General features: G+C 28.7%; 26 protein-coding genes and 1 pseudogene. 7 read left to right on the top strand and 20 right to left on the bottom strand.

The annotated features are described in order from the left end of the window. Positions 1-7: 7 nt before the first annotated feature. Positions 8-406 carry a DUF6762 family protein gene (locus B3630_RS01770; RefSeq protein WP_346894981.1) on the bottom strand — a complete coding sequence of 133 codons (399 nt, stop codon included), beginning with the start codon at positions 404-406 and terminating at the stop codon, positions 8-10. An 87-nt stretch (positions 407-493) separates the two neighbouring features. Between B3630_RS01770 and B3630_RS01765 the strand changes: the two genes are divergently transcribed. Next, entirely contained in the window at positions 494-835 is a 342-nt protein-coding gene (locus B3630_RS01765; RefSeq protein ID WP_346894979.1) for a hypothetical protein, read from the top strand. A gap of 115 nt (positions 836-950) precedes the next feature. Here B3630_RS01765 and B3630_RS01760 read toward each other — a convergent pair whose 3' ends face one another. Together B3630_RS01760 and B3630_RS01755 are read right to left on the bottom strand one after the other, a co-directional pair. Beyond that, a complete protein-coding gene (locus tag B3630_RS01760; RefSeq protein WP_414632988.1) occupies positions 951-2,405 on the bottom strand; it encodes an aminoacyl-histidine dipeptidase in 1,455 nt (484 codons plus the stop codon). Between the two features lie 19 nt (positions 2,406-2,424). Then, complete coding sequence (locus B3630_RS01755; RefSeq protein ID WP_346894975.1) at positions 2,425-2,976, bottom strand: manganese efflux pump MntP family protein; 552 nt, start codon at positions 2,974-2,976, stop codon at positions 2,425-2,427. A 216-nt stretch (positions 2,977-3,192) separates the two neighbouring features. Between B3630_RS01755 and B3630_RS01750 the strand changes: the two genes are divergently transcribed. Together B3630_RS01750 and B3630_RS01745 are read left to right on the top strand one after the other, a co-directional pair. Next, entirely contained in the window at positions 3,193-4,131 is a 939-nt protein-coding gene (locus tag B3630_RS01750) for a magnesium transporter CorA family protein (RefSeq protein ID WP_346894973.1), read from the top strand. A 150-nt stretch (positions 4,132-4,281) separates the two neighbouring features. Beyond that, positions 4,282-4,956: a DUF4397 domain-containing protein gene (locus B3630_RS01745; RefSeq protein WP_346894971.1), complete on the top strand. Its 675-nt coding sequence runs from the start codon at positions 4,282-4,284 to the stop codon at positions 4,954-4,956. Between the two features lie 107 nt (positions 4,957-5,063). On the opposite strand, the gene B3630_RS01740 is transcribed toward B3630_RS01745, so the two are convergent. The 6 genes and pseudogenes from B3630_RS01740 to B3630_RS01715 form a co-directional block, all read right to left on the bottom strand. Beyond that, positions 5,064-7,094: an ABC transporter ATP-binding protein gene (locus B3630_RS01740; RefSeq protein WP_346894969.1), complete on the bottom strand. Its 2,031-nt coding sequence runs from the start codon at positions 7,092-7,094 to the stop codon at positions 5,064-5,066. A 2-nt stretch (positions 7,095-7,096) separates the two neighbouring features. Further along, positions 7,097-8,848, bottom strand: a complete 1,752-nt coding sequence (locus B3630_RS01735; RefSeq protein WP_346894967.1) for an ABC transporter ATP-binding protein — start codon at positions 8,846-8,848, stop codon at positions 7,097-7,099. 191 nt (positions 8,849-9,039) lie between these two features. Continuing rightward, positions 9,040-9,491 (bottom strand): annotated as a pseudogene (locus B3630_RS01730) (PadR family transcriptional regulator). Between the two features lie 6 nt (positions 9,492-9,497). Then, positions 9,498-10,346 (bottom strand): DegV family protein, encoded by an 849-nt coding sequence (locus B3630_RS01725; protein WP_346894965.1) that lies wholly within the window; start codon positions 10,344-10,346, stop codon positions 9,498-9,500. Between the two features lie 139 nt (positions 10,347-10,485). Beyond that, positions 10,486-10,713, bottom strand: a complete 228-nt coding sequence (locus B3630_RS01720; protein ID WP_346894963.1) for a DUF1450 domain-containing protein — start codon at positions 10,711-10,713, stop codon at positions 10,486-10,488. A 147-nt stretch (positions 10,714-10,860) separates the two neighbouring features. Beyond that, positions 10,861-11,784 (bottom strand): metal ABC transporter solute-binding protein, Zn/Mn family, encoded by a 924-nt coding sequence (locus B3630_RS01715; protein WP_346894961.1) that lies wholly within the window; start codon positions 11,782-11,784, stop codon positions 10,861-10,863. Positions 11,785-12,041: 257 nt separating this feature from the next. Here B3630_RS01715 and B3630_RS01710 point away from each other — a divergent pair, with 257 nt between their 5' ends. Together B3630_RS01710 and B3630_RS01705 are read left to right on the top strand one after the other, a co-directional pair. Continuing rightward, positions 12,042-12,701: a metal ABC transporter ATP-binding protein gene (locus B3630_RS01710; protein ID WP_346894959.1), complete on the top strand. Its 660-nt coding sequence runs from the start codon at positions 12,042-12,044 to the stop codon at positions 12,699-12,701. Further along, a complete protein-coding gene (locus tag B3630_RS01705) occupies positions 12,688-13,488 on the top strand; it encodes a metal ABC transporter permease (RefSeq protein WP_346894957.1) in 801 nt (266 codons plus the stop codon). Before B3630_RS01710 ends, B3630_RS01705 begins: the two co-directional genes overlap by 14 nt. Positions 13,489-13,559: 71 nt before the next feature. On the opposite strand, the gene add is transcribed toward B3630_RS01705, so the two are convergent. Next, positions 13,560-14,552 carry an adenosine deaminase gene (gene add / locus B3630_RS01700; protein ID WP_346894955.1) on the bottom strand — a complete coding sequence of 331 codons (993 nt, stop codon included), beginning with the start codon at positions 14,550-14,552 and terminating at the stop codon, positions 13,560-13,562. Between the two features lie 221 nt (positions 14,553-14,773). On the opposite strand from add, the gene B3630_RS01695 reads away from it, so the two are divergent. Continuing rightward, positions 14,774-15,427 carry a TVP38/TMEM64 family protein gene (locus tag B3630_RS01695; RefSeq protein WP_346894953.1) on the top strand — a complete coding sequence of 218 codons (654 nt, stop codon included), beginning with the start codon at positions 14,774-14,776 and terminating at the stop codon, positions 15,425-15,427. A 64-nt stretch (positions 15,428-15,491) separates the two neighbouring features. Here B3630_RS01695 and B3630_RS01690 read toward each other — a convergent pair whose 3' ends face one another. Genes B3630_RS01690 through B3630_RS01665 form a run of 6 tightly spaced genes read right to left on the bottom strand, consistent with a single transcriptional unit; the run spans position 15,492 to position 20,509 of the window. Next, complete coding sequence (locus B3630_RS01690) at positions 15,492-16,277, bottom strand: ABC transporter ATP-binding protein (protein WP_346894951.1); 786 nt, start codon at positions 16,275-16,277, stop codon at positions 15,492-15,494. A gap of 2 nt (positions 16,278-16,279) precedes the next feature. Further along, positions 16,280-17,071 (bottom strand): ABC transporter permease, encoded by a 792-nt coding sequence (locus B3630_RS01685; RefSeq protein WP_346894949.1) that lies wholly within the window; start codon positions 17,069-17,071, stop codon positions 16,280-16,282. Continuing rightward, positions 17,071-17,937 carry an ABC transporter permease gene (locus B3630_RS01680; protein ID WP_346894947.1) on the bottom strand — a complete coding sequence of 289 codons (867 nt, stop codon included), beginning with the start codon at positions 17,935-17,937 and terminating at the stop codon, positions 17,071-17,073. The genes B3630_RS01685 and B3630_RS01680 overlap by 1 nt, the downstream gene beginning before the upstream one ends. Further along, positions 17,927-19,135, bottom strand: a complete 1,209-nt coding sequence (locus tag B3630_RS01675; RefSeq protein WP_346894945.1) for an ABC transporter substrate-binding protein — start codon at positions 19,133-19,135, stop codon at positions 17,927-17,929. Before B3630_RS01675 ends, B3630_RS01680 begins: the two co-directional genes overlap by 11 nt. Further along, positions 19,125-19,724 carry a CDP-alcohol phosphatidyltransferase family protein gene (locus B3630_RS01670; protein ID WP_346894943.1) on the bottom strand — a complete coding sequence of 200 codons (600 nt, stop codon included), beginning with the start codon at positions 19,722-19,724 and terminating at the stop codon, positions 19,125-19,127. Before B3630_RS01670 ends, B3630_RS01675 begins: the two co-directional genes overlap by 11 nt. An 8-nt stretch (positions 19,725-19,732) precedes the next feature. Continuing rightward, a complete protein-coding gene (locus tag B3630_RS01665) occupies positions 19,733-20,509 on the bottom strand; it encodes a (Fe-S)-binding protein (protein WP_035135565.1) in 777 nt (258 codons plus the stop codon). A gap of 252 nt (positions 20,510-20,761) precedes the next feature. Here B3630_RS01665 and B3630_RS01660 point away from each other — a divergent pair, with 252 nt between their 5' ends. Then, a complete protein-coding gene (locus B3630_RS01660) occupies positions 20,762-21,217 on the top strand; it encodes a rhodanese-like domain-containing protein (protein ID WP_346894941.1) in 456 nt (151 codons plus the stop codon). 40 nt (positions 21,218-21,257) lie between these two features. On the opposite strand, the gene B3630_RS01655 is transcribed toward B3630_RS01660, so the two are convergent. The 4 genes from B3630_RS01655 to B3630_RS01640 form a co-directional block, all read right to left on the bottom strand. Further along, positions 21,258-21,971 (bottom strand): TVP38/TMEM64 family protein, encoded by a 714-nt coding sequence (locus tag B3630_RS01655; RefSeq protein ID WP_346894939.1) that lies wholly within the window; start codon positions 21,969-21,971, stop codon positions 21,258-21,260. A gap of 199 nt (positions 21,972-22,170) precedes the next feature. Continuing rightward, the gene (locus B3630_RS01650; RefSeq protein ID WP_346894937.1) at positions 22,171-23,127 is read right to left on the bottom strand and encodes a sulfurtransferase; all 957 of its coding nucleotides are present in this window, start codon (positions 23,125-23,127) and stop codon (positions 22,171-22,173) included. Positions 23,128-23,324: 197 nt separating this feature from the next. Beyond that, complete coding sequence (trmB, locus tag B3630_RS01645) at positions 23,325-23,981, bottom strand: tRNA (guanosine(46)-N7)-methyltransferase TrmB (RefSeq protein ID WP_346894935.1); 657 nt, start codon at positions 23,979-23,981, stop codon at positions 23,325-23,327. Positions 23,982-24,045: 64 nt separating this feature from the next. Continuing rightward, positions 24,046-24,699, bottom strand: coding sequence for a site-2 protease family protein (locus tag B3630_RS01640; RefSeq protein WP_346894933.1), 654 nt, complete (start codon positions 24,697-24,699; stop codon positions 24,046-24,048). Positions 24,700-25,030 lie beyond the last annotated feature (331 nt).

Here is a 25,030-nt window from a genome sequence, read left to right as displayed (position 1 = left end):
TTATGTACTATTGATATTCCTCACATTTTCCTTTTATATCAATAAAAACTTTTTCTAAAGCTTCCTTAATTCTTGTACATACATTGTTTAATCTATTATTTAGCACATTATGATCTTCATCGTAATCAAAAGTAACAATCCATGTAGGATTAAATTCCTCATCATAAATTTCTATAGAGTCAACCAAATCAGTTAAACTTTCATCATCGAACAAATCATATATGGCTGAAAATTCCCACTCTTCTACATCTTTATTAGTATCAAAATATAAATTTACCTTTTCGCCATCATAAAATAGTTTAGTAATATATTCTGCACCTTCGTTAACCTCATAGCTTCCAAGCTCTCTTGTAAAAAATTTTGTCTCTTTATCCTTTTCCATTAATACAATAGCAGAAAAATCCATTATCATACCCTCCTATTTTTTTGTAATTTATTTACATAAATTACTTTAAATGCTATAATTGATTATATCTTTAAAGGAGTGTGAATTATGAATCTTGTAAAAAATCTTAAAAAATTCAAAACTCTTTCCCTCATATCTTTAATTATTATAATTACTATTTATATAATTGTTTTTAGTTACACTAACTTTAAATGTAAAAACTTAGATTATGCTATAAAAAAATACTCCACTTCTGGTATTTTTAATAAATATAAATTATATTCCCTAGAAGACTTTAAGATTAAGTTTTCAGATGGTAATATATGTATAGCGGAAGTGAATGGCATAGAAGGAAAAAGCCCATATAAAACCACAACTTATAATCTTCACTTGGTAAAACATAAATCTGGCAAATGGAAACTATCTGAAATTTCTCCTAATAACAATTGATTTTTCCTATAAACACAACTATTTTAGTATACCTTAGTAACCATAAATATACAACAATAAACAACTCCCCTTAAGATAATATTTATCGTTACCTTAAGGGGAGCATTTGTTCTTCCTATCTTATTTCTGCTAATACACTTAATAAGTAATCATACATTCTATCTAGTGAAGAAATACTTACATGCTCATCTGGTGTGTGAACATCAAAAATATTTGGCCCAAAGGAAATCTGATCTATATTCCCATTAAATTTATCTCCAATTAATCCACATTCAAGTCCTGCATGAATTGCAGATATTTCTGCTTTATTACCAAATTTATTTTCGTAAACTTGTTCAAATATAGTTCTAATTTTAGAATCTGCATTATACTGCCACTCAGGATAATCTGATTCAAGTTCTATAACACAATTCATTATTTCTGCAAGTACTGTAATTCTATCTACAATTGATTTTTTTAAAGAAGCTACTGAACTTCTAACTGCATTGTCAAATTCCACAGATTCACTAGTAGTAGTTACCACACCTACATTGGTAGAACTTTGTACTAACCCTGGTATTGACATACTCATAGTTTGAACTCCATTTGGTATTAAGAATAATGTTCTTATTACTTTCTGTCTAGTATCATCGCAGAATACTTTATCTACAGGATTAGTAACTTCATAAGTTAATTTCAAATCATCATCTATACCTTGTAATTCATTTATAAATATAGATGACCATTCTTTTATTTTTTCTTCAACTTTAATTACATCTTCTGGTCTTACAGCTATAATAGCATCTGCTTCTCTTGGAATAGCATTCATTTTAGCTCCTCCATTTAAAGATGCTAGTTTAAAGTCTACAACTGAATTAAGATCCATTAAGAATCTACCCATCATTTTATTGGCATTTCCTCTTTCTTTCTTAATTTCCATACCAGAGTGTCCGCCTTTAAGTCCTCTTATTTTAATAGCTAATGAACTATAGTTTCCTTCTATATTCTCATAATTTGTTGGCACAGAGAATCTAAGTCTAACTCCCCCTGCACAACTTACTAATAGTACTCCTTCTTCTTCAGAGTCTATATTTATTAATATTCTTCCATTTAAATGTTCTGGGTTTAAATTTGTAGCTCCACCCATTCCTGTTTCTTCTTCAGTAGTAATTAATACTTCTATAGGAGGGTGAGCTATTGTTCTATTATCAAGAATTGCAAGAGCATAAGCTACCGCAATACCATTATCCGCCCCTAATGTAGTTCCATTAGCCTTTATAAAGTCATCGTCAATAATAAATTCTATTGCATCCTTTTCAAAGTCATGTTCAGTTCCTTGATTTTTTTCACAAACCATATCCATATGTCCTTGTAAAATCACTGTTGGAGCATTTTCATAACCACTAGTAGCTGGCTTCTTAATAATAACATTTAGTGCTTTGTCTTGTATAACTTCTAAATTTCTGTCCTTGGCAAACTTAACTAACCAATCGCTAATAGCCTTTTCATTTCCTGAACCTCTTGGTATTTCATTCATCTCTTTAAAAAATTTGATTGCCTCAAAGCTTTTTAAGTTTTTTAATGTTTCTATCATTTTAATCATCCTTTCCTTAAAAGAAAATCATCTTTAATCCAAATAATATCAAAATTATGCCTCCAATGTAATCAGCATATTTTCTTAATATATGGATTTTTCTTAGATACTTTGCTATTATAAATGCTAATATACTCATAAAAAATGTTATCATACCAACAATAGCAGTAAAGAGTGTTAAGGTTACCATACTTTCTATCCTTGAGAAAGCAATAAATCCAATTACTATTGCATCAATACTCACAGATATCCCTAAAATGAAGTACATTTTAAAGGTTATGACAATACTTTCTTCTTTTTCTATCATACCTTCCTTTATCATAAGTATACCAACTATTGCAATTACTATTCCCCCCATAACTGCAGGGACGGAAGCAATATTCTCTGTAAATATTTTACCACCAAATCCTCCTAAAATAGAAAACAAAAATTGGAAAAAACCAAAAGAAATTGCAAAAGAAAACTTTTGTCTTGCCTTAGCCCCCCTGTTTAAGCCAATAGCTATTGCAACACCAAAAGCGTCTAATGAAACTGCTAAGGCTATGAATAGCAATTCTTCTATTGCCATAAAAGACCTCCTACAAATACAATAATTTAATATTATCATAAATTTATATTTTCAATAAAAACATTAATATTAATATTATAATTCTAACTTTTCAAAATTATGATTATAAATTAAATTATTTGTACTATAATAATTATTACTTTTAAATATACAGTTGTCAATTAGAAATATAGTGTTAAAATATATTCATGAGTTTTATTATATGAGGTGATAACATTGATTACAATATTTAAAAGTGATACCTCGGGCCGTCTCACAGAAATCGATTCTATAGAACATGGCTCTTGGATTAGTATGATTAATCCATCCGATGAAGAAGTTCTTCTAATTACACAAAAACTTAACATTCCTCAAGATTTTATAAGAGCTGCCTTAGATGAAGAAGAGGGTTCAAGAATAGAATTTGAGAATAATGCTACTCTTGTAATTATAGATATTCCATTCACTGAAATGGATGATAATTCATTAACTTACGATACATATCCATTAGCAATAATATACACTGAAAGCGTAATTATAACCGTATGTCTTAAAAACAGTCCTGTATTATCAGATTTTACCATTGAAAAAATCTATTCATTTTATACTTTTAAGAAAGTCAGATTTATGCTTCAAATATTATATAGAGCATCAAATTACTATTTATTATACCTAAGACAAATAAATAGAAAGAGTCTTTTGGTTGAAAAAACCCTTTATAAATCTTTAAAAAATAGAGAATTAATTCAATTATTTGCTCTTCAAAAATCCTTAGTATATTTCTCTACATCTTTGAAATCTAATGATTTAACCTTAGAAAAACTTTTAAAGCAGGAAATCCTTACAAAATATGATGAGGATAGAGATATTTTAGATGATGTTATGATAGAAAATCGTCAAGCTATAGAAATGTGTAGTATATATAGTGATGTCCTCACTGGTACTATGGATGTGTTTGCTTCTATAATTTCTAATAATCAGAACCAAGTTATGAAATACTTAACATCTGTAACTATAGTTATTTCTATTCCAACTTTAATATCAGGTCTTTTAGGTATGAATGTAGGTGGAATACCTTTTTTCAATGCCTCTGATGGATTTCTGTATATGTGTATAATTGTAGGATTAATAACTTTAGCCGTTACCTATTATCTTAGAAAAAAAGATATGTTTTAATTAATAAAAACCCAATAAAAATCTAGTATGTAATTATAAAGGTATTTATGGATAATTGTATACTAGATTTTATATTGAATCCCCTCTTGTAACATTACCTAATTATATTTCATATACTATATTTGATAATATTTTTATATGAGGTATATAATGCAATATATTAATGTTCCCTTTAATATTCCTACAAGAGTAGATGACATGATCAATTCTGAAGATAATATGTCAGCCTATGTTAGAGTTGCTCACCTTGCAGCTAGAGCCCCTAATGTAGATATTTATGTAAATGATAAACTAACAATACCTGATCTTGAATATAGAGATTTTACAAACTATATTAAACTTCCTTCCGGAACTTATAACATAAAGGTATATAGAGCTAATAGTACTGATTTTCCCTTGGCAGATGTAGATATTTTTATAGCACCCAAAAGTGTAACTACTATTGTAGCTTACATGCAAAGAAGAATGTTAAGCTTATACCCTGTGGATGAGACTCCATTAACATCTACAACTGACGGCAAAGCTAAAATTAGAATTGCTCAGTTTATTGAAAATATTCCACCTGTAGATGTAGTTCTTTCTAATGGTACTGTACTTTATAAAAATGTAAACTTTAAGGACATAAGAAATTATATTGAACTACCTATTGGTAGATATACTATGTTATTAAAATTAGCTAATACAGATATTGATATGTTATATGTTCCTAATATAAATCTAAAATCAGATAAATACTATACTCTTTATTTGATTGGTTTAGTTAATAATTTCCCAACACCACAGATGTTAATTCCTTTAGATGGAATAAGTTATTTAAATATATAAATTTTACTTCTTTAGTCTCTAAATCTTTATTAATTAATCTTTACACATTAACGTAAAAGCTAGCCACAAGCTAGCCTTTGCGTTTAATTTTTATTTGACTACTTTAATTATTGTCCTGCATATTGTAATTTATACAAATTACTATAAAGCCCTTTTTGCTCTAATAGTTCTGAATGACTTCCAATTTCACGTATCCTACCCCTGTGCATTACAATAATTTTATCTGCATTTTTAATAGTTGACAATCTATGTGCTACTACTATAGTAGTTCGTCCTTTAGTTAATTTATTTAGAGCATCTTGAATTAAACTTTCTGTTTCAGTATCTATGTTAGCTGTAGCTTCATCTAAAACTAAAATTGGTGGGTTAAAAGCTAATGCTCTAGCAAATGCAATCAGTTGTCTCTCGCCTTGAGAAAAGGTTGTTCCTCTCTCATTAACCTCAGCATTATATTTATCTGGTAACTTTTCAATAAATATATTTGCGTTTACATATTTACATGCTTTTACAATCTCTTCATCTGTTATATTCTCATTATTTAATCTTACATTTCCTTTTATATCACCAGCAAATAGAAATACATCTTGAAGCACTGTAGCTACATTTTTTCTAAGTTCGTCCTTAAACATTTCTTTAATATTAATTCCATCTATTAGGATTTCACCCTTTTGAATATCATAAAGTCTAGTTATGAGACTTATTATTGAGGCTTTTCCTGCTCCCGTTGCTCCAACAAAGGCTACCGTTTCACCTTTTCTAATTCTAAAGCATACATCTTTTAATACCCAATCTTCATCATTGTAGGCAAACCAAACATTTTTAAATTCAATATCCCCTTGGGCACGTCCTATATATTTAGGCTCCTGTGGGTTTTTAATTATAGAATCATTATCTAATAACATAAATATACGCTCTGAAGATGCCATAGAAGACTGAAGTATATCAAATTTTTCAGATAAATCAAATATTGGTTGGAATAATTTTTGTATATATATTACAAATGCATATAACACTCCAAATTCTAATGTTAAATTTAGGACTGCTGTACCACCAACCCAAATTAATATGCATAGAGCTAATTGATAAGTCATATCCATAAGTGGTCTAAATATAGCGAATACTTTAATTTGCTCCATTGCAGCAGTGGAATATGATGTATTAATTTCATCAAATTCACTATACTTCTTACTTTCAACTCCAAATATCTGTACAGTCTTCATACCACTTATATTTTCAGACAAATTAGAGTTAATTCTAGATAATCTAGTTCTTACTTTCCTATAAGCTTCTCTATCATATTTTCTAAATATAAAGGTTAAAGCAACTACTAATGGAAGGGTTATAATTGATACTATTCCTAATTTTATATCTAATAGAAACATAGCAATTACAATGCCACTAACAAGAAATAAATCTTTGATTAAATATACTAAAACAGATGTGTACATTTCATTTAAGGTTTCTACATCATTTGTGATTCTAGTTACTAATCTTCCCACTGGACTCTTATCAAAGAAAGATAATGATAAACTCTCTACATGCTTAAATATTGAAGCTCTTATATTATATACAATCCTTTGTCCAGTATACTGTAACAAATAAATTTGAATATAATTTAGTATAAATATTACTATATAAATTAGCAATATTTTAACAGCACTCCACTTTATCAAATCTAAATCATTAGTTCTTAATACTTTTATATCTTTTATGGTTATTTTATGAGCTTTAAATTCATTGTTATCTTGAAAAAACTTTTCACCTGATATTTCATAGGCTTTGTTTTTCCTTGGTTCACCCTCTATAACATAGGGCTCATTATTCCCATTATATACTATTGAAGCTCTTATTGATCCATCTCTTTCTCCCCTTACTACATATTTATCTCCTATGACTATGGAACTATTTTCAGCTTTTTCTATAATAGAATATTTTCCACTTAAAGGATTAATATTATTATCTATAACATTTTTTATTATGAAGGGAACAAACAAATCTAAGCACACCACTAAAAACATTATAATTACTACTATTCCCATTAAGCCTGTATATGGAAATACAAATTTTAAGAGCCTTTTCATCAAAAGGGAGTCATATTGCTTATCTAATACTTCATCTTCCTGATTAAAGTCTTCCATAATTATATCTCCTCCTCTTCCATAATTTCTTGCTCAATCTGTTGTTTTTCATATATATCTTTATAAATTCCTGGCATATTTTTAAGTTCTTCATGTGTTCCTTCTTGAACAATTTCTCCTTGTTCTAGAACTATTATATTATGAGCATCTTTAATTGCTGAAATTCTATGAGATACTATAATAGAAGTTTTCTTCTTCATTACACCTTTTAAATTCTCAAGAATTATAGCCTCAGTTTTTGCATCTACTGCTGATAAACAATCATCTAAAATTAGAATATCAGGATCTTTAATAAGAGCTCTAGCTATAGAACATCTTTGTTTTTGACCTCCTGAAAGAGTAGTTCCTCTTTCTCCCACTATAGTTTCAAACTTCTTTGGAAAATCTATTATATTATCATAAATATCTGCCTTTTTAGTTGCATCATGTATTTTTTCAATATCTACTTCATGAAATACAAGTCCTATATTTTCAGCTAAGCTAGTGGAAAACAAAAAAGAATCCTGTGATACAAACCCAATATTAGTTCTAAGACTATTTAAAGATATTCTATTTATATCTTTATCTCCTATAAAAATCTTTTCATCTTCCACATTATAGAGTTTAAGCAATAAACTTATAAGAGTACTTTTACTACTTCCAGTCTTACCCACAATCCCAAGAGTTTCTCCTTGCTTTACTCTTAAGTTTATATTTTTAAGAGCTGATGTTGTTGTGTTATTGTAGCTAAAAGTTAAATCCTTTATAACTATATCACCTTGTAATTTATCCACATATGATGTACAACAATCCACTATATCAGGTTTTGTATTTAAGACTTCTTCTATTCTTTCAAGGGATGCAAATCCTCTTTGTAAATTATTAATTACTTGTCCTATAGCCATCATTGGCCAAACTAAGTTTCCAAGATACATGTTAAAGGTCACAAAGTCCCCAAGAGATATTTTCCCTAAAACTACAAAAGTTCCCCCCACTACTATTAGTAATGCAAAGCTTAAGGATGAAATAAATTCTATCAAAGGAAAGAATATTCCCCAAATTCTTATAAACTCCATATTTATTTGAAAATTTTTATCATTTTCTTCTATGAACTTTTCATATTCCCTTTCCTCTTGAACAAAAGATTTAACTATTCTAATCCCAGAAAAATTTTCTTGAACTATATCTGTAAGTTTTGAAAAACATCTTTGTACCTTTGTGAATTTTCTGTGTATTCTTTTACCAAATTTTTGAGATATAAATGCTACAAAAGGAAGTGGGATTAATGATAACAAGGTAAGTGGTACATTAATAGTTAGCATTATAATAATAGTGGCAATAGTCAATACTACTGCATCAAAAAACATGATAACGCCAGGACCTAGTGCCATTCTTACAGCATTCAAATTATTTGTTGCTAAAGCCATTAGATCTCCAGTTTTTCTTTCATTGTAAAAATTAGAAGATAATCCTTGTAGATGCTTAAAAAATTTACTTCTTATATCGTACTCTATTTTTCTTGAAGTACCATTTACATATATTCTCCACATAAATCTTCCAATAGCTATAACAGATGCTATAGCTAATATATATACTATAGATTTGACTAAAGTATTTTTATTAGCACTTCCTAAGGCAAAACTATCTGTTAAAAAACCTAGAATTTTTGGTGGAACAAGCTGTAAAAAGTCTACTAGTATAAGAAAAAATATCCCTATAAAATATCGTTTCTTATATTGCTTTGCATACTTTAATAGTTCTTTAATTTTATCCATATTCCCCCCTAAATTATAAATCTCCCCTATAATTTTAGAAATAATTAAATTTATACTACATATATATTATACAATAAATTACCTTTTATTTAAATATATTCAATTCGAAATACGAAACTTTTATATATTAAAATAGATTCACTATGTTACTAATGAAAAAGTTCCATAAGCTAATAAGCTTATGGAACTTTTTAATCATATAAATCTTTTTTTATTATCTTAAATACTTCTAGCGCCTCTTCTATCTTTGACTTTAATAACTTTTTTTTATGTTCAAACTCTTGAATTCCTTTATTTGTAATCTTATATATCTTCTGAGACTTTTTTTCTTCATCCCAACTACCTTCAATAAATCCTTGTTTCTCCAGTTTTTTAAGCATTGGATATATTCCACCCGTACTAGGTATCCAAGATCCATTAGTACGCTTTCCTATTTGATGAGATATATCATTTCCATTAGTAGGCCCCTGAACCAATATATATAATGTGTATATNNTAATCCTTTAGTAAACACTTGGCCTACTGCTTCATTTTCTGTTTTTACCTTTCTAAGTTCTTGTAATTTTCTTTTATATTCTTCATAAAGCTTCTTTTCTTCAGCTTTTATATCATTTAAATCTCTCCCTAATTCATCCTCCACCATATCAACCTACTCCTTTTCATAGATAAGTACTCCTATGAATCCTGGTCCTGAATGAACACCTGATACTGGACTTAGATAACCTCCGAAATTTACGAAGTTAGCATTTTTATGAGCTTTAAATTTATCTAGCAATGTCATAGCCTCTGCCTCTGCTTCACCATGCATTATATGAATATCATATTTTTTATCATTTAATTTTGATACTACAACATCATAAATTTTATTCAAAGATTGTTTTCTTCCTCTAACCTTTGCATAAGTATAATACTCTCCTTCCTTATCTACACTTACAATTGGTTTGAGATTTAAAAATTGAGCTATAGTTCCAGCTACCTTTCCAATTCTTCCTCCTCTTATAAGGTATTCTAAGGTTCCTATAACAAAGTATATATTTATTCTCTCAGTTATTTTAGGAAGTTCTGATATTATTTCATCAAAACTTTTTCCTTGTTTAATCATTTCTGCTGACTCTTCAATAAGTATAGTTTCTCCCTTAGATATAGACTTAGAATCATGAACATAAGTCTTAATCTCAGGATGATCCTCTGATATTAGTTTAATGGCATTATTAAACCCTGATAGTTTTGAAGAAATTGTCACTACTATTGCGTGAGTATATCCTTCTTTTTTTAATTCATCATACATTTCCTCCATATCTCTCATGGATGGTAATGAAGTGGTTGGTGCATTAGTTTCCAAAGTATCATACACATATTTAGATGTAATATCTACTCCATCACTATACTCCTTATCCCTATATATTATCTTAAAAGGCAATACCCTTACATTATACTTATCTACTATATCCTTAGTAATATCACTAGCACTGTCAGTAATTAAAGCTATTTTTTCCATATTTATCACTCCTACATCTGTTCTATTATCATTATATATCAGTATTGAGTATATTATCAATAGTGATATATCAGAAGTGATAATATTATATGCATTTTTTTAAAATTTAATTATTTTTATTGATAATTTATTTTCAAAATTAAATTCTATGAACTTCTTCCTTAATAGAATTTAAAACCTCTTCTAAACTCTCATTCTCCACAAGTACTCCATCTACCCTAGCAATATATTTATGACTGCATAAATTACATGCACCTATACACATATTTTCTGTTATTTCATTCTCATCATCAATAACTTTTTTTAATTCCTCTACTAATTTTTCCTGTCCCTCATTACACTTACATGTACTAATCTTTTTTCCCATAGTTTTTTAATCCTTTCAACCGTTATTCATAAATTATATAATTATTATATACTATAGTCCTATATTTACAACCATCATTAAATTTGATTTTCATGGAAAATTATAGGCGTATACTATAAAGTACACGCCTTCTTTTACATTATATAATTATTTATTATTCATAGCACCGTATATAGTTTCTACATTGTATTTTAAAGCATTGGAAAAAGATTTTCCGTCCTCGTTACTATGTAGAGTATAAATTTGTTTAGTCTGTGCTCCCACTTCTTTAGCTAAAGTATCTGAAAGTTGAGTACTAATTAATTTTTCAACAAAAATAGTTTTTATATTATTCTCTTTACAGTATTCTATAAGATTTTGCAATTCCTTTGGTGATGGTTCTCCTTCTGCAAAAACTCCCTCTATACTCTTTTGTATAAGGCCAAAATCTCTACATAAATACCCAAAGGTTGCATGACCTGTGACAAAATTTTTATTATCTAGTTCTTTGAACTTTGGACCATACTCCTTAATTATGCTATCTATTTTTTCATTAAACTTCTTAAGGTTTTCTTCATAATACTCTTTATTTTTAGCATCCTTTTCTACCAAAGCATTTTTAATATTTTTACCTTGAATCTTTGCTTCATTTAATCCAAGCCAAGTATGAGGATCCTTTCCTGAATGATTATGTTCCCCATGTTCTTCAGCTTCTTCATCAGCATTAATAAGGTCCACATCTTTGCTAGCTTCCACAACTATTAGTTCTTTCCCACTTATAGCTGCTTCTACATCCTCAATCCACGATTCCATACCAGCTCCATTATAAATGAATATATCAGCCTCTTCTATGGCCTTCATATCCTTAGCCTTAATGTCAAAGTCATGAGGTTCACTACCTTCCGGAATAACATTTTCTATGCTAACCTTATCTCCACCTATCTCCTCAGTTAAAGCCTTCATACCATAAAAGGAAGTAACAATATTTATCGTATTATCCTTTTCTTCATTATTCTTTACCTCTCTATTAGAACATGCTGTCAACATAACCACTATCAAAGTTAACGCTCCTAAAACCTTTAATTTCTTCATAATTTTCTCTCCTTCAATTGAAAATGATTTTCATAAGTAGTATAATTATATCATATTCAATGTTATTATCAACACTGACCTATAACTATTCTGTAATAGGTCAGTGTTAATAATTTGCATATATTACATTTTTAAATATTGTCACATTAATAAAAATTCATTCATTCTTACATAATTTTTATTTTATTTTATTTAAACCATAGCTATAATATGTAAAATTATGGCTAGACTTATAATTGTAGAAAGGAGCAACACTAATGATCAAAATTAAAGACCTATGTTTTTCATATAATAATTCTAAGCCCTATATTATTGATAATCTTTCGCTAAACATAGATAAAGAAAGTTATGTATCCATAATTGGTGCTAATGGTAGTTGTAAAAGTACCTTAATAAAGTTAATTTTAAATCTACTTACTCCTCAAAAGGGAAGTATTAATTTAACCTCTAAAAAAATTGGATATGTTCCTCAAATAGTGGAAAGTTTTAATAGTTCTTTTCCTATAACCGTTTGGGAAATGCTTAATGCTCATAGGAATGTTCTTAAAATTAAAGATAAAGAATCAATCACTGAAGCTCTAAATAAAGTGGGTATGCTTGAGTATAAAAATTCTCTTATTGGAAACTTATCTGGAGGTCAAAAACAAAAGATTTTTATTGCAAGAGCTATATTAGCTAATGAAGACATATTAATTCTCGATGAACCTTCCACTGGAGTTGATAGTAAAAGCATGAAAGAAATATATGGGCTTATAGCCTCTTTAAATAAAAAGAATGGAGTTACCGTTATATCTGTAGAGCATAACTTAGAAACAGCTCTTCAAAATTCATCCCATATCCTTACCATGGAGAATGGATTTGGAACTCTATATACATCTGAAGAGTACATAAGGAGGATTTCTAATGTTTCAATATGAGTTTATGCAAAATGCCTTTTTAGCAGCCATATTCATATCCATACTATGTCCTATTGTAGGAGTATTCTTAGTGCTTAAAAGACATTCCATGATGGGTGATACCTTGGCCCACTCTGCCTTTGCCGGTGTTGCTATAGGCTTAGTAATGGGATTTAATCCAATAATATGTGCATTTATATTTACAACCATATGTGGTTTATCTATAGAATTTCTTAGAGACTACTACAAAAAATATGCAGAACTTATTCTTTCTATAGTTCTAACCTTTAGTGTTGGTATAGGAATTACTCTTATAAGCACTGGAAAAGCTTCCGGAAACGTCAATAGCTATTTATTTGGAAGCATACTAACCGTTACTAAAGCAGACTTAATTATTATGGTTATTCTTAGTTGTATATCTATTGTGGTTATATACTTTTTATATGATAAGCTTCTTTATACTACCTTTGATGAAGAAGGCGCTAAAATTTCTGGTATAAATGTAAAAGCAGTAAACTATATATTTTCTTTACTTGTTGGAGCTACCATTTCTGTCTCTATACGTATAATGGGTATTCTTGTAATGTCATCAATGATTGCACTACCTGTAGCTACCGCTCTTCAACTAGATAAAGGCTTTAAACCTACTTTATTACTATCTATCCTTTTTGGGTTCATAGATATAATCTTAGGCCTTGTTTTTTCATATATACTAAATTGTGCTCCTGGAGGTACTATAGCCTTAACCTCTGTTTTTATATTAATAGTAATTATTATATTTAAATCTACTTTTAAACCTAGAAATTAAAATATAAATAGCTATAATCTTAAAATACTAAGATTATAGCTATTTAATATAGTAATTATAAATCCAATCCATTATGTTAAAGTTTTTAAATATCCTTTAACTTCTTCTGTAGTAAATGCAGCATCTACAGAATCCATGTATATCTTTTTATAGTCTTCATAGGTCATATTTACAATCTTACCTATACTTTCACACTCACCAGTTACATTAGTAGCAGAAACAGTTCTATTATCAGTATTAAATGAAACTCTTATGCCATCTTTATAGAATTTAAACAATGGGTGTTCTTCATAATTTTTCACAGCTTTTGTTTGCATATTACTAGTCGGACACATTTCTAAGGTTACATTATTTTCTTTAACTAAGTCATATGCTTCCTTAAGGTCTCTTATTGCTACTCCATGACCTATTCTCTCTGCTTTAAGTAGTTTTATAGCATCTACCACATTTACTCCTATACCTGTTTCTCCTGCATGTATAGTAACTCTATAGCCATATTCTCTAGCTACCTTTATTACATCTACAAACGCCTTAGCAAAGCCTTCATTTTCTGCTCCACAAAGATCTATAGCCACTACACCTTTTCCTAAGAATTTCTTTCCTGCTTCAACTACTGTAGATGCACTATTTGCACCATTATGTCTTAAGCAAGATAAGATTAAATTAGCCTTTATATTAAAGTCTTTTTCACCTTGTCTAATTCCATCTAATACACTTTCAATAACTTCTTCTAATGTTAATCCCTTTTCTGTATGTAAAGTCGGTGCATACCTAATTTCTATATACTTTACATTTTCTTCAGCTGCATCTTCTAAAAGTTCATAGGTAATCCTTCTTAAACTTTCCTTACTCTGCATTATCTTTATTGGAATGTTAAATCTATCTAAATATTCCACTAGTGATTTACACTCTAATGGAGCTTCTAATAATTCCCTCAATTGTTCTAAATTATAAGTTGGTATTTCTATATTTTCTTTTGTAGCTATATCTAATATAGTTTTGGGTCTAACACTTCCATCTAAGTGACAATGTAATTCTATTTTTGGCAATGCTTTAAAGTCCATAACTCATACCCCTTTCTATTTTGTTGTATATTATCATATTCTTCTTTAAATATCAACCAGTTAGTTAAATTATACTAAAATTAAAGTTAAATTACTACATTTTAGTAATCATTACATTTTACTTATAGAAATTCTCTATACTAATTTCAATATATTGACTTACACTGTTAATTTATATACTATATGTTATGGAGATATAGTCACTATAAGGAGGCAACACTGTGAAAAAAAATAAAAAACTTACAATTTCAATGATAACCCTTTTAATACTTGTTATCACCTATTTTGCATTTTTCAGAGGATTAACTCCAGAGATTTTAAGAAATTACATAGGTGATTTTGGCTACTTAGCACCATTTATTTATATATTATGTTTTACTATACTTCCAATCGCTTTTTTCCCTGTACCTATCTTAGCCCTTGCTGCAGGACTTCTATTTGGATTTCTTCCTGGCACCATATATACCTTAATTGGAGCAGTTTTAAATAGTGCCATAATGTTTTTAATGGCTAAAGTCCTAGCAAAGGATGCTGTTACTAATTTACTCCAAAGAAAGCTTCCTGAAAACTGGAGCAGCTTCTTATTTAATTTAGATGAAAAAAGAGGCTTTGGAATTATATTTATTCTAAGGTTAATACCAGCCATGCCGTACAATTTAATTAATTATGGTGCTGGATTAACATCAATAAAGTTCAGTTCCTATATGTTAGCTACTATCCTTGGAATTCTTCCAGGTACATTAGTATTTTTGAACATTGGAAATCAAGCTTTGAATATCCATAACCCAGCATTTATGGTATCAATTATACTTCTAATATTGCTGACGATTTTCTCTTTAATCCTTGGAAAAAGGATAGGAAAAACCAATTCTTAAAATAAATCTCATATAAATTTCCCCATAACATTTAACTATATAATATAAAAAATAAGGATATCAATTAAATAATTGATTCCTTATTTTTTACCTTTATAATTCTATCAGAAAAAATAATCCTTCCATCCTCTAAAGTAGTAATTTCACCTAAGTATTCATCAATACAAGGTATATTAGTTAATATATTTAAGTTTTCTGTTTTATCTACTAAAGCTATTCTTCCTTTAAATAAAAAAGCTATTCTACTACTCATAGAAAAAGCATCTTCTTTTTCATGAGTGATCATAATGGTAGTAATTCTAAGCTGTCTTTGTATCTTCATTATATAATCTTTTATATAATGCTTTAAATTATTATCTAACCCTGTAAAGGGCTCATCAAGCAAAAGTACCTTAGGGTCTATAGCTAAAGCTCTCATTAATGATATTAACTGTTGTTGTCCCCCTGAAAGTTGATGGGGGTACTTTTTCATATGTTCACTCATGTTAAAAAACTCAACAAGAAATTTAACCTTATCATCAATATATTTCCTTGGAAACTTTCTCATTTTTAATCCAAACTCTACATTTTCTCTTACAGTCATATGTGGAAAAAGTTGATTTCCTTGGTGTACCATTACTACATTTCTTTTTTCCATAGGTAAATAGTTAATAATCTCACCATCTAATCTAAGCTCTCCCTCATTAGGTAATATAACTCCTGTAATAGTTTTAAAAATTGTAGACTTCCCTGCCCCACTAGGACCTAATATAGAGAAAAACTCTCCATCTTCAATAGTTAAATTAATATTTTTTAGAATTTCCTTATTACCAATAGAAAAATATATGTTTTTAAGCTCTATCTTACTCATATTTAACTCATCTCCCTACATTTATCATTACTGTACTTCTTTGTTATATATGAACTCATTATCATTACTATTACTCCATGGAGTATATACATTAATGTATATACCGAAGCTATATTTCTGTTAGAATTTCCTATATACGGCGTCATAATCATAGAAAAGTTAACATGGCTATTATCTCCAATAAACATATTTATGAAATACTGAGAGTAAGATATAATAAATGCCATAAAAAAACTTGATGCATACCCTTGAGCATATAGTGGTATATTCACATATTTAAACGCTTGCCAAAAAGATGCACCCAATCCTCGAGCTGTAAGCTCATCTCCTATACCCCAAACAGTATAATAGGAATATATTAATTTAAATGCATAGGGTAAGGAAAAATAAATATGTAACACTAAAACAGCAATACTACAAGAAGTAAAATAGTTTAGAAATAATTTATGACTTCCTAAACATATACTTATTACTGGTAGTAACATAGGTAAATAAAAAATGCTTTCCAATGTGATTTTATACTCTATATGGGTAGTTATAAAAAATCTTGCAGCCATGATACTTAAAACTAAAGATATTAATGCTACTTCTATAGAAAAGAAAATAGACTTTATTCCAATAAACCAATCTCCTGATGTAAAAAAGTATTTAAAACCATCTAGCGTAAAAGTATTAGGTAAAATATCCGTCGCTTTCCAATTTTTAAAAAAGGCCCAAACCATCATAGACATTATAGGAAGTACTAAAAATATAAGTATAGAAAATATCAATACACTTTTAATCCACCTTCTCACTATCTTACCTCCTCTTGTCCATTATCCTTTATCATTTTATAATAAAGCACACATAATATTAAAGATATTGTGATCATTATCATATTTATAGCCATTCCATATATTCTATTGGATAAATCTGCATTTAGGTAGGTTTTATAAGCATAAACCCCTATAGAAATTGGGTTTGATGGTCCTAGATAGTAAAAACCTTCATAAGTAAACATATTAAAATTAAATATTACTAAAAATGAAGTAAATATAGCTCTCTTAGCTAAAGGTAAAAGAATTTTTATCATATACTGAAATTTTGTACATCCTAAGTTCTGTGCTATAAACCTATAATTTTTATTTGCTTTCATAAAAATAGGAGCAACACTAAATGCTATGAAAGGCATACCTTTAAAAATATTTAAAAGTATTACTGCTATTCCCTTGGAGTTAAAAATTAAATTTATATTTATATTAGAAAATCCTAATAATGATATTATGTGAAATAGTAAGCCCTTATCACTATAAGTTGTATATATAAGAACTGCCGCTGCCACATAGGAGAGTAGAATTGGCAATCTATATAAAACATTTATAAATTTATTCCTTGATTTTGATATGTAATATCCTAGGTAACTACCTAAAACTGTAGCAATTACTGAAGATACTAAGGATATTTTAAAACTATAGTATAAACTATTTAAAAAAACAGGATCTGAAAATAACTCTTTATAATATTTAAATGTAAAATTATTAAAGGAAAGCTCAGGAATATATCCTAAGCTTTCCATAAAGGTATTGATAATAACAAACATAGTAATTACAACTATCACAGATAAAGATGGAATAATCATTAATCCACCTATAACCTTTTGTCTCTGCTTATTATTTATCAAAAAGAATCACGTCCTCCCATACCTTTTCTATAATTACCACTAAGTCTGATCTTAATTCTGCTTGTTGGTGCTTTGAAAGTTCTTCATAGTTTAGAATTGTATGTTCATACTCTTTATCTGGAGTAAGCTTTATATCAAGCTCCTTCTGTTGTTCTTCATTTAACTTATTATATCCAACAGATGGTAGATCAGCCCATCCCCTTAAGTCTGCTTTAGATATTTGCATTTCAGCTGATAAGGCAGCATTAATTACCTTTAGTGCACCATCTACATTAGATGCATTAGCTGCAATGGCTAAATAATGTGTATTAAATGGAGTTCCTTTATCCCATACAAAGGATTTAGTAGACACAGGCCAACTTTTATCCATTACTTTACTTAAAGCTTTATTAGCATTGTAATCCATGGCAATATCAACTTCACCATCTTGATATAAACCATCTAGTTGAGCAGAATCTGTAGGGTAAACCTCCCCTTTTTTCCATAGATAAGGCTCAATCCCTTTAAGGTATTCTAATGCAGGTGCCATAGCTTCTTTAACTGCATCATAATCTGTTGGTAAATCTTTCAGATTATCATAACCAATAATATCATAAAGTACTGTTCTAACAAAGGCTGAGCCAGTAAAATTACTAGCCTGAGGATATGTAAATCTACCAGGATTCTTTGTTACATACTCTTTTAACTTTTCTGCATTAGTCGGTGGTATATTTATCTTATCGCTATCATAATTTAATACAAATTGAGCTGTTCCCCAAGGCGCTTCATATCCTTCTGTAGGATACCCAAAATCCTTATTTGCAGCATCACCTTCTAAGTCTATATACCTTTGTGCATCTTCTAATTTATCTAAAAAAGGTCCATACAAAAGCTCATTTTCCTTAGCATAATGAAAATTTTCACCATTTATCCATATAATATCAATAGTCCCTTTTTCTGTAGAGCTTTTTTCATTAGTAAGTTTCAGTAAAATTTCATCAATATTCATAGGAATACGATTTAAAGTAATATTGTAGTTCTCTTTTGCATAAACTGCCAATTCCTTATCAATCCAAGTGTTAACTCTTTCATCTCCACCCCATCCATATAAGTTTACCACTTCAGCTTTATCATTTTTCTTACCACAGGCTACAAGTCCAAAAACAAGTATTATGGAAAGAATTATCAAAAGTATTGATTTTAATTTCTTATTTTTCATTGTTACCTCCTAATACTTTAATTGCCATATATAGTCTTTGTACTGCTGTATATAAAATTAACACGGCATAAATAAATGCTAATATTTTCATATGAGAATAAAAGATTATCATAAAGGTAAACATTATAAACCCTTCAGTTCTTTCCATTAATCCAACTTGATAATGAAAACTTTTTATACCTGTATTTTCTAAGAGCATTCCACTAGTCAAAAATACCGTCATAGATAAAATTATAGTGCAAGCTAATATCATTAAGGTAAAGGTTGCCTCATTACATACTATAGCAAAGGATATTATATATGAAATTTCAACTAATCTATCAAGCCATATATCTAATAATGTACCTACCTCTGAAACCTTACCGCTTTGTCTTGCCATAGAACCATCTGCAGCATCTAAAAATCCAGAAATCCATAATAAAATTATTGATATAATAAACTTACCAAAGGAAAATGAAACAGCTCCTACAATTCCAACAATAGCAGCAATAATAGTTATATGTGTTGGCATGAAACCGATTTTAAGAAAACTTCTTCCGATTTTATCAAATATTCTATCAAAATATTTTCTTCCCCTTGTATCTAACATTATCAATCTTACCTCTTACTCTTCCTTACAGAATTATACCTATTCTTCCAAGACCCATTAGCCTTTGTTTCCCATAATAATTCTAAAATATGATATGCTTCAAAACTATTTTTTCTAAAAGTATCTACACAAGAACTGCAGTATGTCACTATTTCTTTGGATGGTGCTTGTTTTGCACGAATTTCAAATAGCTTTTGACCTTTTTCTGGATATAAAGTCATAATCATATCTTTTTTCCCACAACAAATTGTTCTATCCCTATTATTAGGGAACTCTAATATATCTACTCCTAGTTTATTTAATATATTTCTTGCAGCAACAGCATTCTCTAAATAACCTCTTATTGGACAAGGATCATGTAAGGATAATTTTCTTCCTTTATATATATTATATTTATTTTTTGGGATTATCTCATCTAAAACTGTCCATGCTGATATTATTTCACAATTGCTATTTTCAACCAAAGTATTTTGACAATTAGGACATAAAGTATAAATTTTCTTTACTCCATTTTTCTCAAAAGCCTTATTTAAAAACTGTTTTCTTTTCTCATAAGGTTTTCCACCATCTATATGAAGTGATGGTTTTCCACAGCACATAGTACTTAATTTTAAATCAGGTATCTGTGTTTTTAAAAGTTCATAGGTTTTCATCACTATTTCTTCTCCCATAGATAAAATAGCACACCCTGGCCAAAATACATTTTCTCCTGGTGAAAGCTCAATAAATAGTGAACTAAAACTAAGAAGTTGATGAGTTTTTATGCTTATTTTCCCCTTAACCATCTTCTTATAACACTACCTTTCTAAACATAAAAATAAGAGGTACTATTGCCCCCCTAATTCCATATCCTTTTATTTCAACAAAAAAAGTATAGCTTTAATAATAATTATTGTCAATAAGTATAGCTATCTCTAATACACCCATTACTTTTAATTTAATTTTCCTATTTGATTTTAATATATATACTATATATAATAATTTTCGTAATAGAAACCAATTTTAAATATATTAATTTACCTATGGAGGGATATAAAATGAAAAAGAAACTTACTCTTATACTTGCTCTTTGCTTAATTATCTCAACTATGCTTATGGGATGTAATAAATCAAAGGATACTTCAAAAGAAGGTGAAGAAAAGCAATATCAATATTACACTGCTGAACAATTAAAAACTGCTATTGAAAATAAAGATGATATTTATTTAATAGATATACAACCTAAAGAAGATTACGATGCACATCATATTGTTGGTACTGTTCCAACTTATGCTTATCCAGCAGATACTGATGATTTAAGATCTAAAATAGATGTTACCTTAGATGAAATTAATAAAACAGATAAGCCAATAATAGTTGTTTGCCCAGGTGGTGGCGGTGGTGCTAAAAACACTATTGATTACTTAACAACTAAAGGTGTAGATGCAAAGAGAATGTTTATATTAGAAAAAGGCCAAAAAGGTTGGCCATATGATGAATTATTAAAAAAATAATTTTTATTATAAAATGCAGAGTGAATCTTAACTCTGCATTTTATTTTTTACTTTTCTTTTGTTTCTCATTATATATCTGTTTAAACATAAATACTAATACAGTTATTGCAAAAAGTATTAATAATGCTGTAATAATCATTTGAGCTCCACCAGTTAACATACCACCTATATAGGAATAAACAACAGTTGCTGGTAATTGTCCAATCCCTGTAGCCACTATAAATTCTAAAAACCCCATAGATGTTAGTCCTGCTGCGTAGGATATAAAGTCAAAGGATACAAAAGGTAATAATCTACATACTAAAATTGTATGTTTACCATACTTTTCAAAGAACCCGTCCACACTTGCCATTGCATATTTACTAGTAAGTTTTTCAACAGCATCTCGTCCAAGAATTCTTCCAATATAAAAACATAAAGCTGCTCCTGTCATAGAACTAATCCAAGATAATAGAGCTCCCTGCCACCATCCAAAAATAGCAGCATTGGCAAAGGTTATTAGAAATGCAGGCAAGGGTGCTGCCACTGATTGAAATACCATTAGTAAAAATGAAACTAATACTGCATATATTCCAAAGGATCTTATATATCCAGCCACAGACTCAATACTCATAGATCTGAATAACATAAAGATACCATTTACTTTTGAATTGAAAGTTGGTATAAAAAAATATGATAAACCTAGTGATACTATAATAATTAATATTAAAATTTTTCCTAAATTTCTTTTTTTGTGTGTCAATTCCTTTTCCATAACATACTCCTTACTTTAACTATGTGTATTTATCCATAGAAAATCATATTTACTTATTATCTTTTTTGTATCATATATAATATCCAAGCTATTCAGTAATTTGTATTATTTCTTGTATTAGATATAATATTTTTCTATTGTAATAAAGTATTCTTTGATATCAAAGAATACTTTATTTTATAATATTAACTTTACGATATTATTTTTCAACTTCCTCTACCGCACACCATCTATAGTATGATTCATCATAATTTAGAGAATTTTCAAATCCACACATTTCAAGAATTAACTGCATATATGCAGAACGAATACCTGCTGTGCAATAGGTTACTATCTTATCACTTTTTGATAATCCTGATGTTTCAAATATTTTTGTTAAATCATCATTTGACTTTAAATTTCCTTCTTCATTAAATAAATCTGTGTATTTAATGTGTATTGCCCCTGGTAAATGACCACCTTTTGCCTCACCATACAAGGTCTTTCCTTCATACTCTTCATCAGCACGAACATCTACTACCTTTACATTTTCATATTCTTTTTTTAAAGCATCAGTGTTAATTAAATGAGTATCATCAATAGCCTCAATTTTTACACCTGCTAGCTCCGGTGTAGCAATCTCCTTTACTACTGGTAACCCTGCTGATACCATAGCATCGTATCCACCATCAACCATTTTAACATTATCATAGCCTGCTGCTACAAGCTCCCATAAAATTCTTCCGTCATCGCCCCATCCATTTTTAGCCGCTGCAAAAATAATAATCTCTTTATCTTTATCAATACCAAGGTTACTTAGCTTTTTACTTAACTCTTCTGGTTCTAGAATAGTACCCCACATCTCATCTCCAGCTTTGCTATCTTCAACTTTAGCAATAGACTGCCATGCCATAGCCATTGCTCCTTGAATAGTTCCTTTTTTTGCAGTTTCTTCACCCCTTGCATCAATGAGAAGTAGATTTTCTTTTTCTAAACTTTCTTTTACATATGAAACATCTACTATGTACTTACCTTTAAAACTAACCTTTTCTTCAACTTGAGCTCCTTTTGAAGAATTTGTTTCTGGTTTTACTTCTTCTTTTTTACCACAACCAACCAAAGAAATAGTAGTAGTTAACATTAAGCTCATAGCTAATAATAATGCCTTTTTTCTCATATTAATTCCCCCCCATATAGTTTTACTATTTTATATACCTACATAAATATAGCAAAGGCACTATCCATAGTCAAAATTTATTAAATATACTTATAGTTTTCTTATTTTCTATTTGAAATATCTATAGATTAAATACATTATAAAAATAAAAAAACAAGATTCAACATCAATATAAAGCTAAATCTTGCCTCTTATTTTTATTTTAATCTTGCCACTAAGAACATAGTTTTCATTCCCATAGCTGTAAACTTGCTTTCATACTCTGTAACTACATTATCTTTAAACCCACTATTATGTAAATCATAGGTTATAAATTCTAAAGAAAATCCTGCTTCTTTAAAGTATTCTTGAGAATCATTGAATAAATCTACATCATCGGTTTTAAACCATATCTCTCCATTTAGGTTTAAGAACTTTTTATATGATTGTAAAAATTTCGTATATGTAAGTCTTCTCTTGTTATGACTTTTTTTCGGCCAAGGATTACAGAAGTTTATATATATTCTATCTATCTCATCTTTACCAAATACGTTGTCTATAAGCATTATATTAAGAACTATGAGTCTTGCATTTATATCCTTTGCTCTTTCTATTCCTTCAAATGATGCCATAACTTTCCTTAATGCATATACTACAACTTCATCTTTTAAATCTATTCCTATATAGTTTACATTTCTATCTTTAATTGCACGTTGACTAATATGTCCTCCCATACCACAACCTAACTCTAAATGAATAGGATTATTATTTTCAAATTCGTCTCTCCATTTTCCGCAATGACCATATTTATCATATATTACAATATCACTAGCTTCTAATTCTGGTCTTGCCCAATGCTTTTTTCTAAGTCTCATAAATTTCTCTCCTCGGTATTAGTTTATTAATTTATATTATATATTTATTTTGTCTATATAAACTCTATAAAAATAAATATGTGGCTATAGCTGCAAAAATATCATATATATGCTGGCCTGGTATTCCAACTACATAATCTAAAATTGAAAATCCACCTATAATAGGTAGAACTAATATAATAAATACTAACATATTATTTTTATACATTATTGTTTGAAATCTTTCAGATTTATCTCCTAATATATCTACTATTATGCTAAATCCATCAAAACCTGGTATAGGTAATAAATTTAATACAAACCAAGAACAATTTATTATAGCTGTTTGTTGGATAATTAAATATATTATATACTTAATATCACTATTTCCTGGTATAAACTTGACATATAAAGCTAGAGCTATTGTAACTATAAATCCTATAGTCAAAGTAGTTAGAAGTCCTCCAAGTCTTATTTTAAAATCATCTTTATAATAATCTTTTAAATTCGATTTATTAATTTCTACAGGTTTTATCCATCCAAAACCTATTATAAGCATAAATATAAACCCAAATACACTGATGTGCTTCAAAGGATTTAAAGTGTTTCTCCCATACTCTTTTGGGGTATCATCACCAAGTTTTATAGCAATTTTAGATTGAATGTATCCCTTGAATGTAAATGCAACTAAAATTGCTGGTATAACTAAGATCCTTCCCAATAAATAATTGTTGTTCATCCTTTTCACTCCTTCTGCAATACTCCTAGTATATCATATTTTTATCAATCTTTTTTAATTCTTTTATTAATATAAAATTTTTATTATTTGTTGAACTACTTAATTTAATAAAAAATATTTGTATTATATCTTTACTATAGACTTAATTGCACTATTAAAATACAAAAATAGCTGAAACTCGCATGGATAAAACAACTAGTTAACTATTTAAATATTTATATATTTAAATAGTTCCATATGTAACATTCTAAATAGGTGTAATTTTAGCTATACTCACTCCATGTATTAATCAATTTTCTTAAATAATATATTGGAGCATTTGTAACATTTA

The organism is Clostridium sp. UBA7503, assembly GCF_002477055.1.
Taxonomy (GTDB): Bacteria; Bacillota; Clostridia; order Clostridiales; family Clostridiaceae; genus Clostridium_J; species Clostridium_J sulfidigenes.
This window is presented reverse-complemented; position numbering and strand designations above follow the sequence as displayed.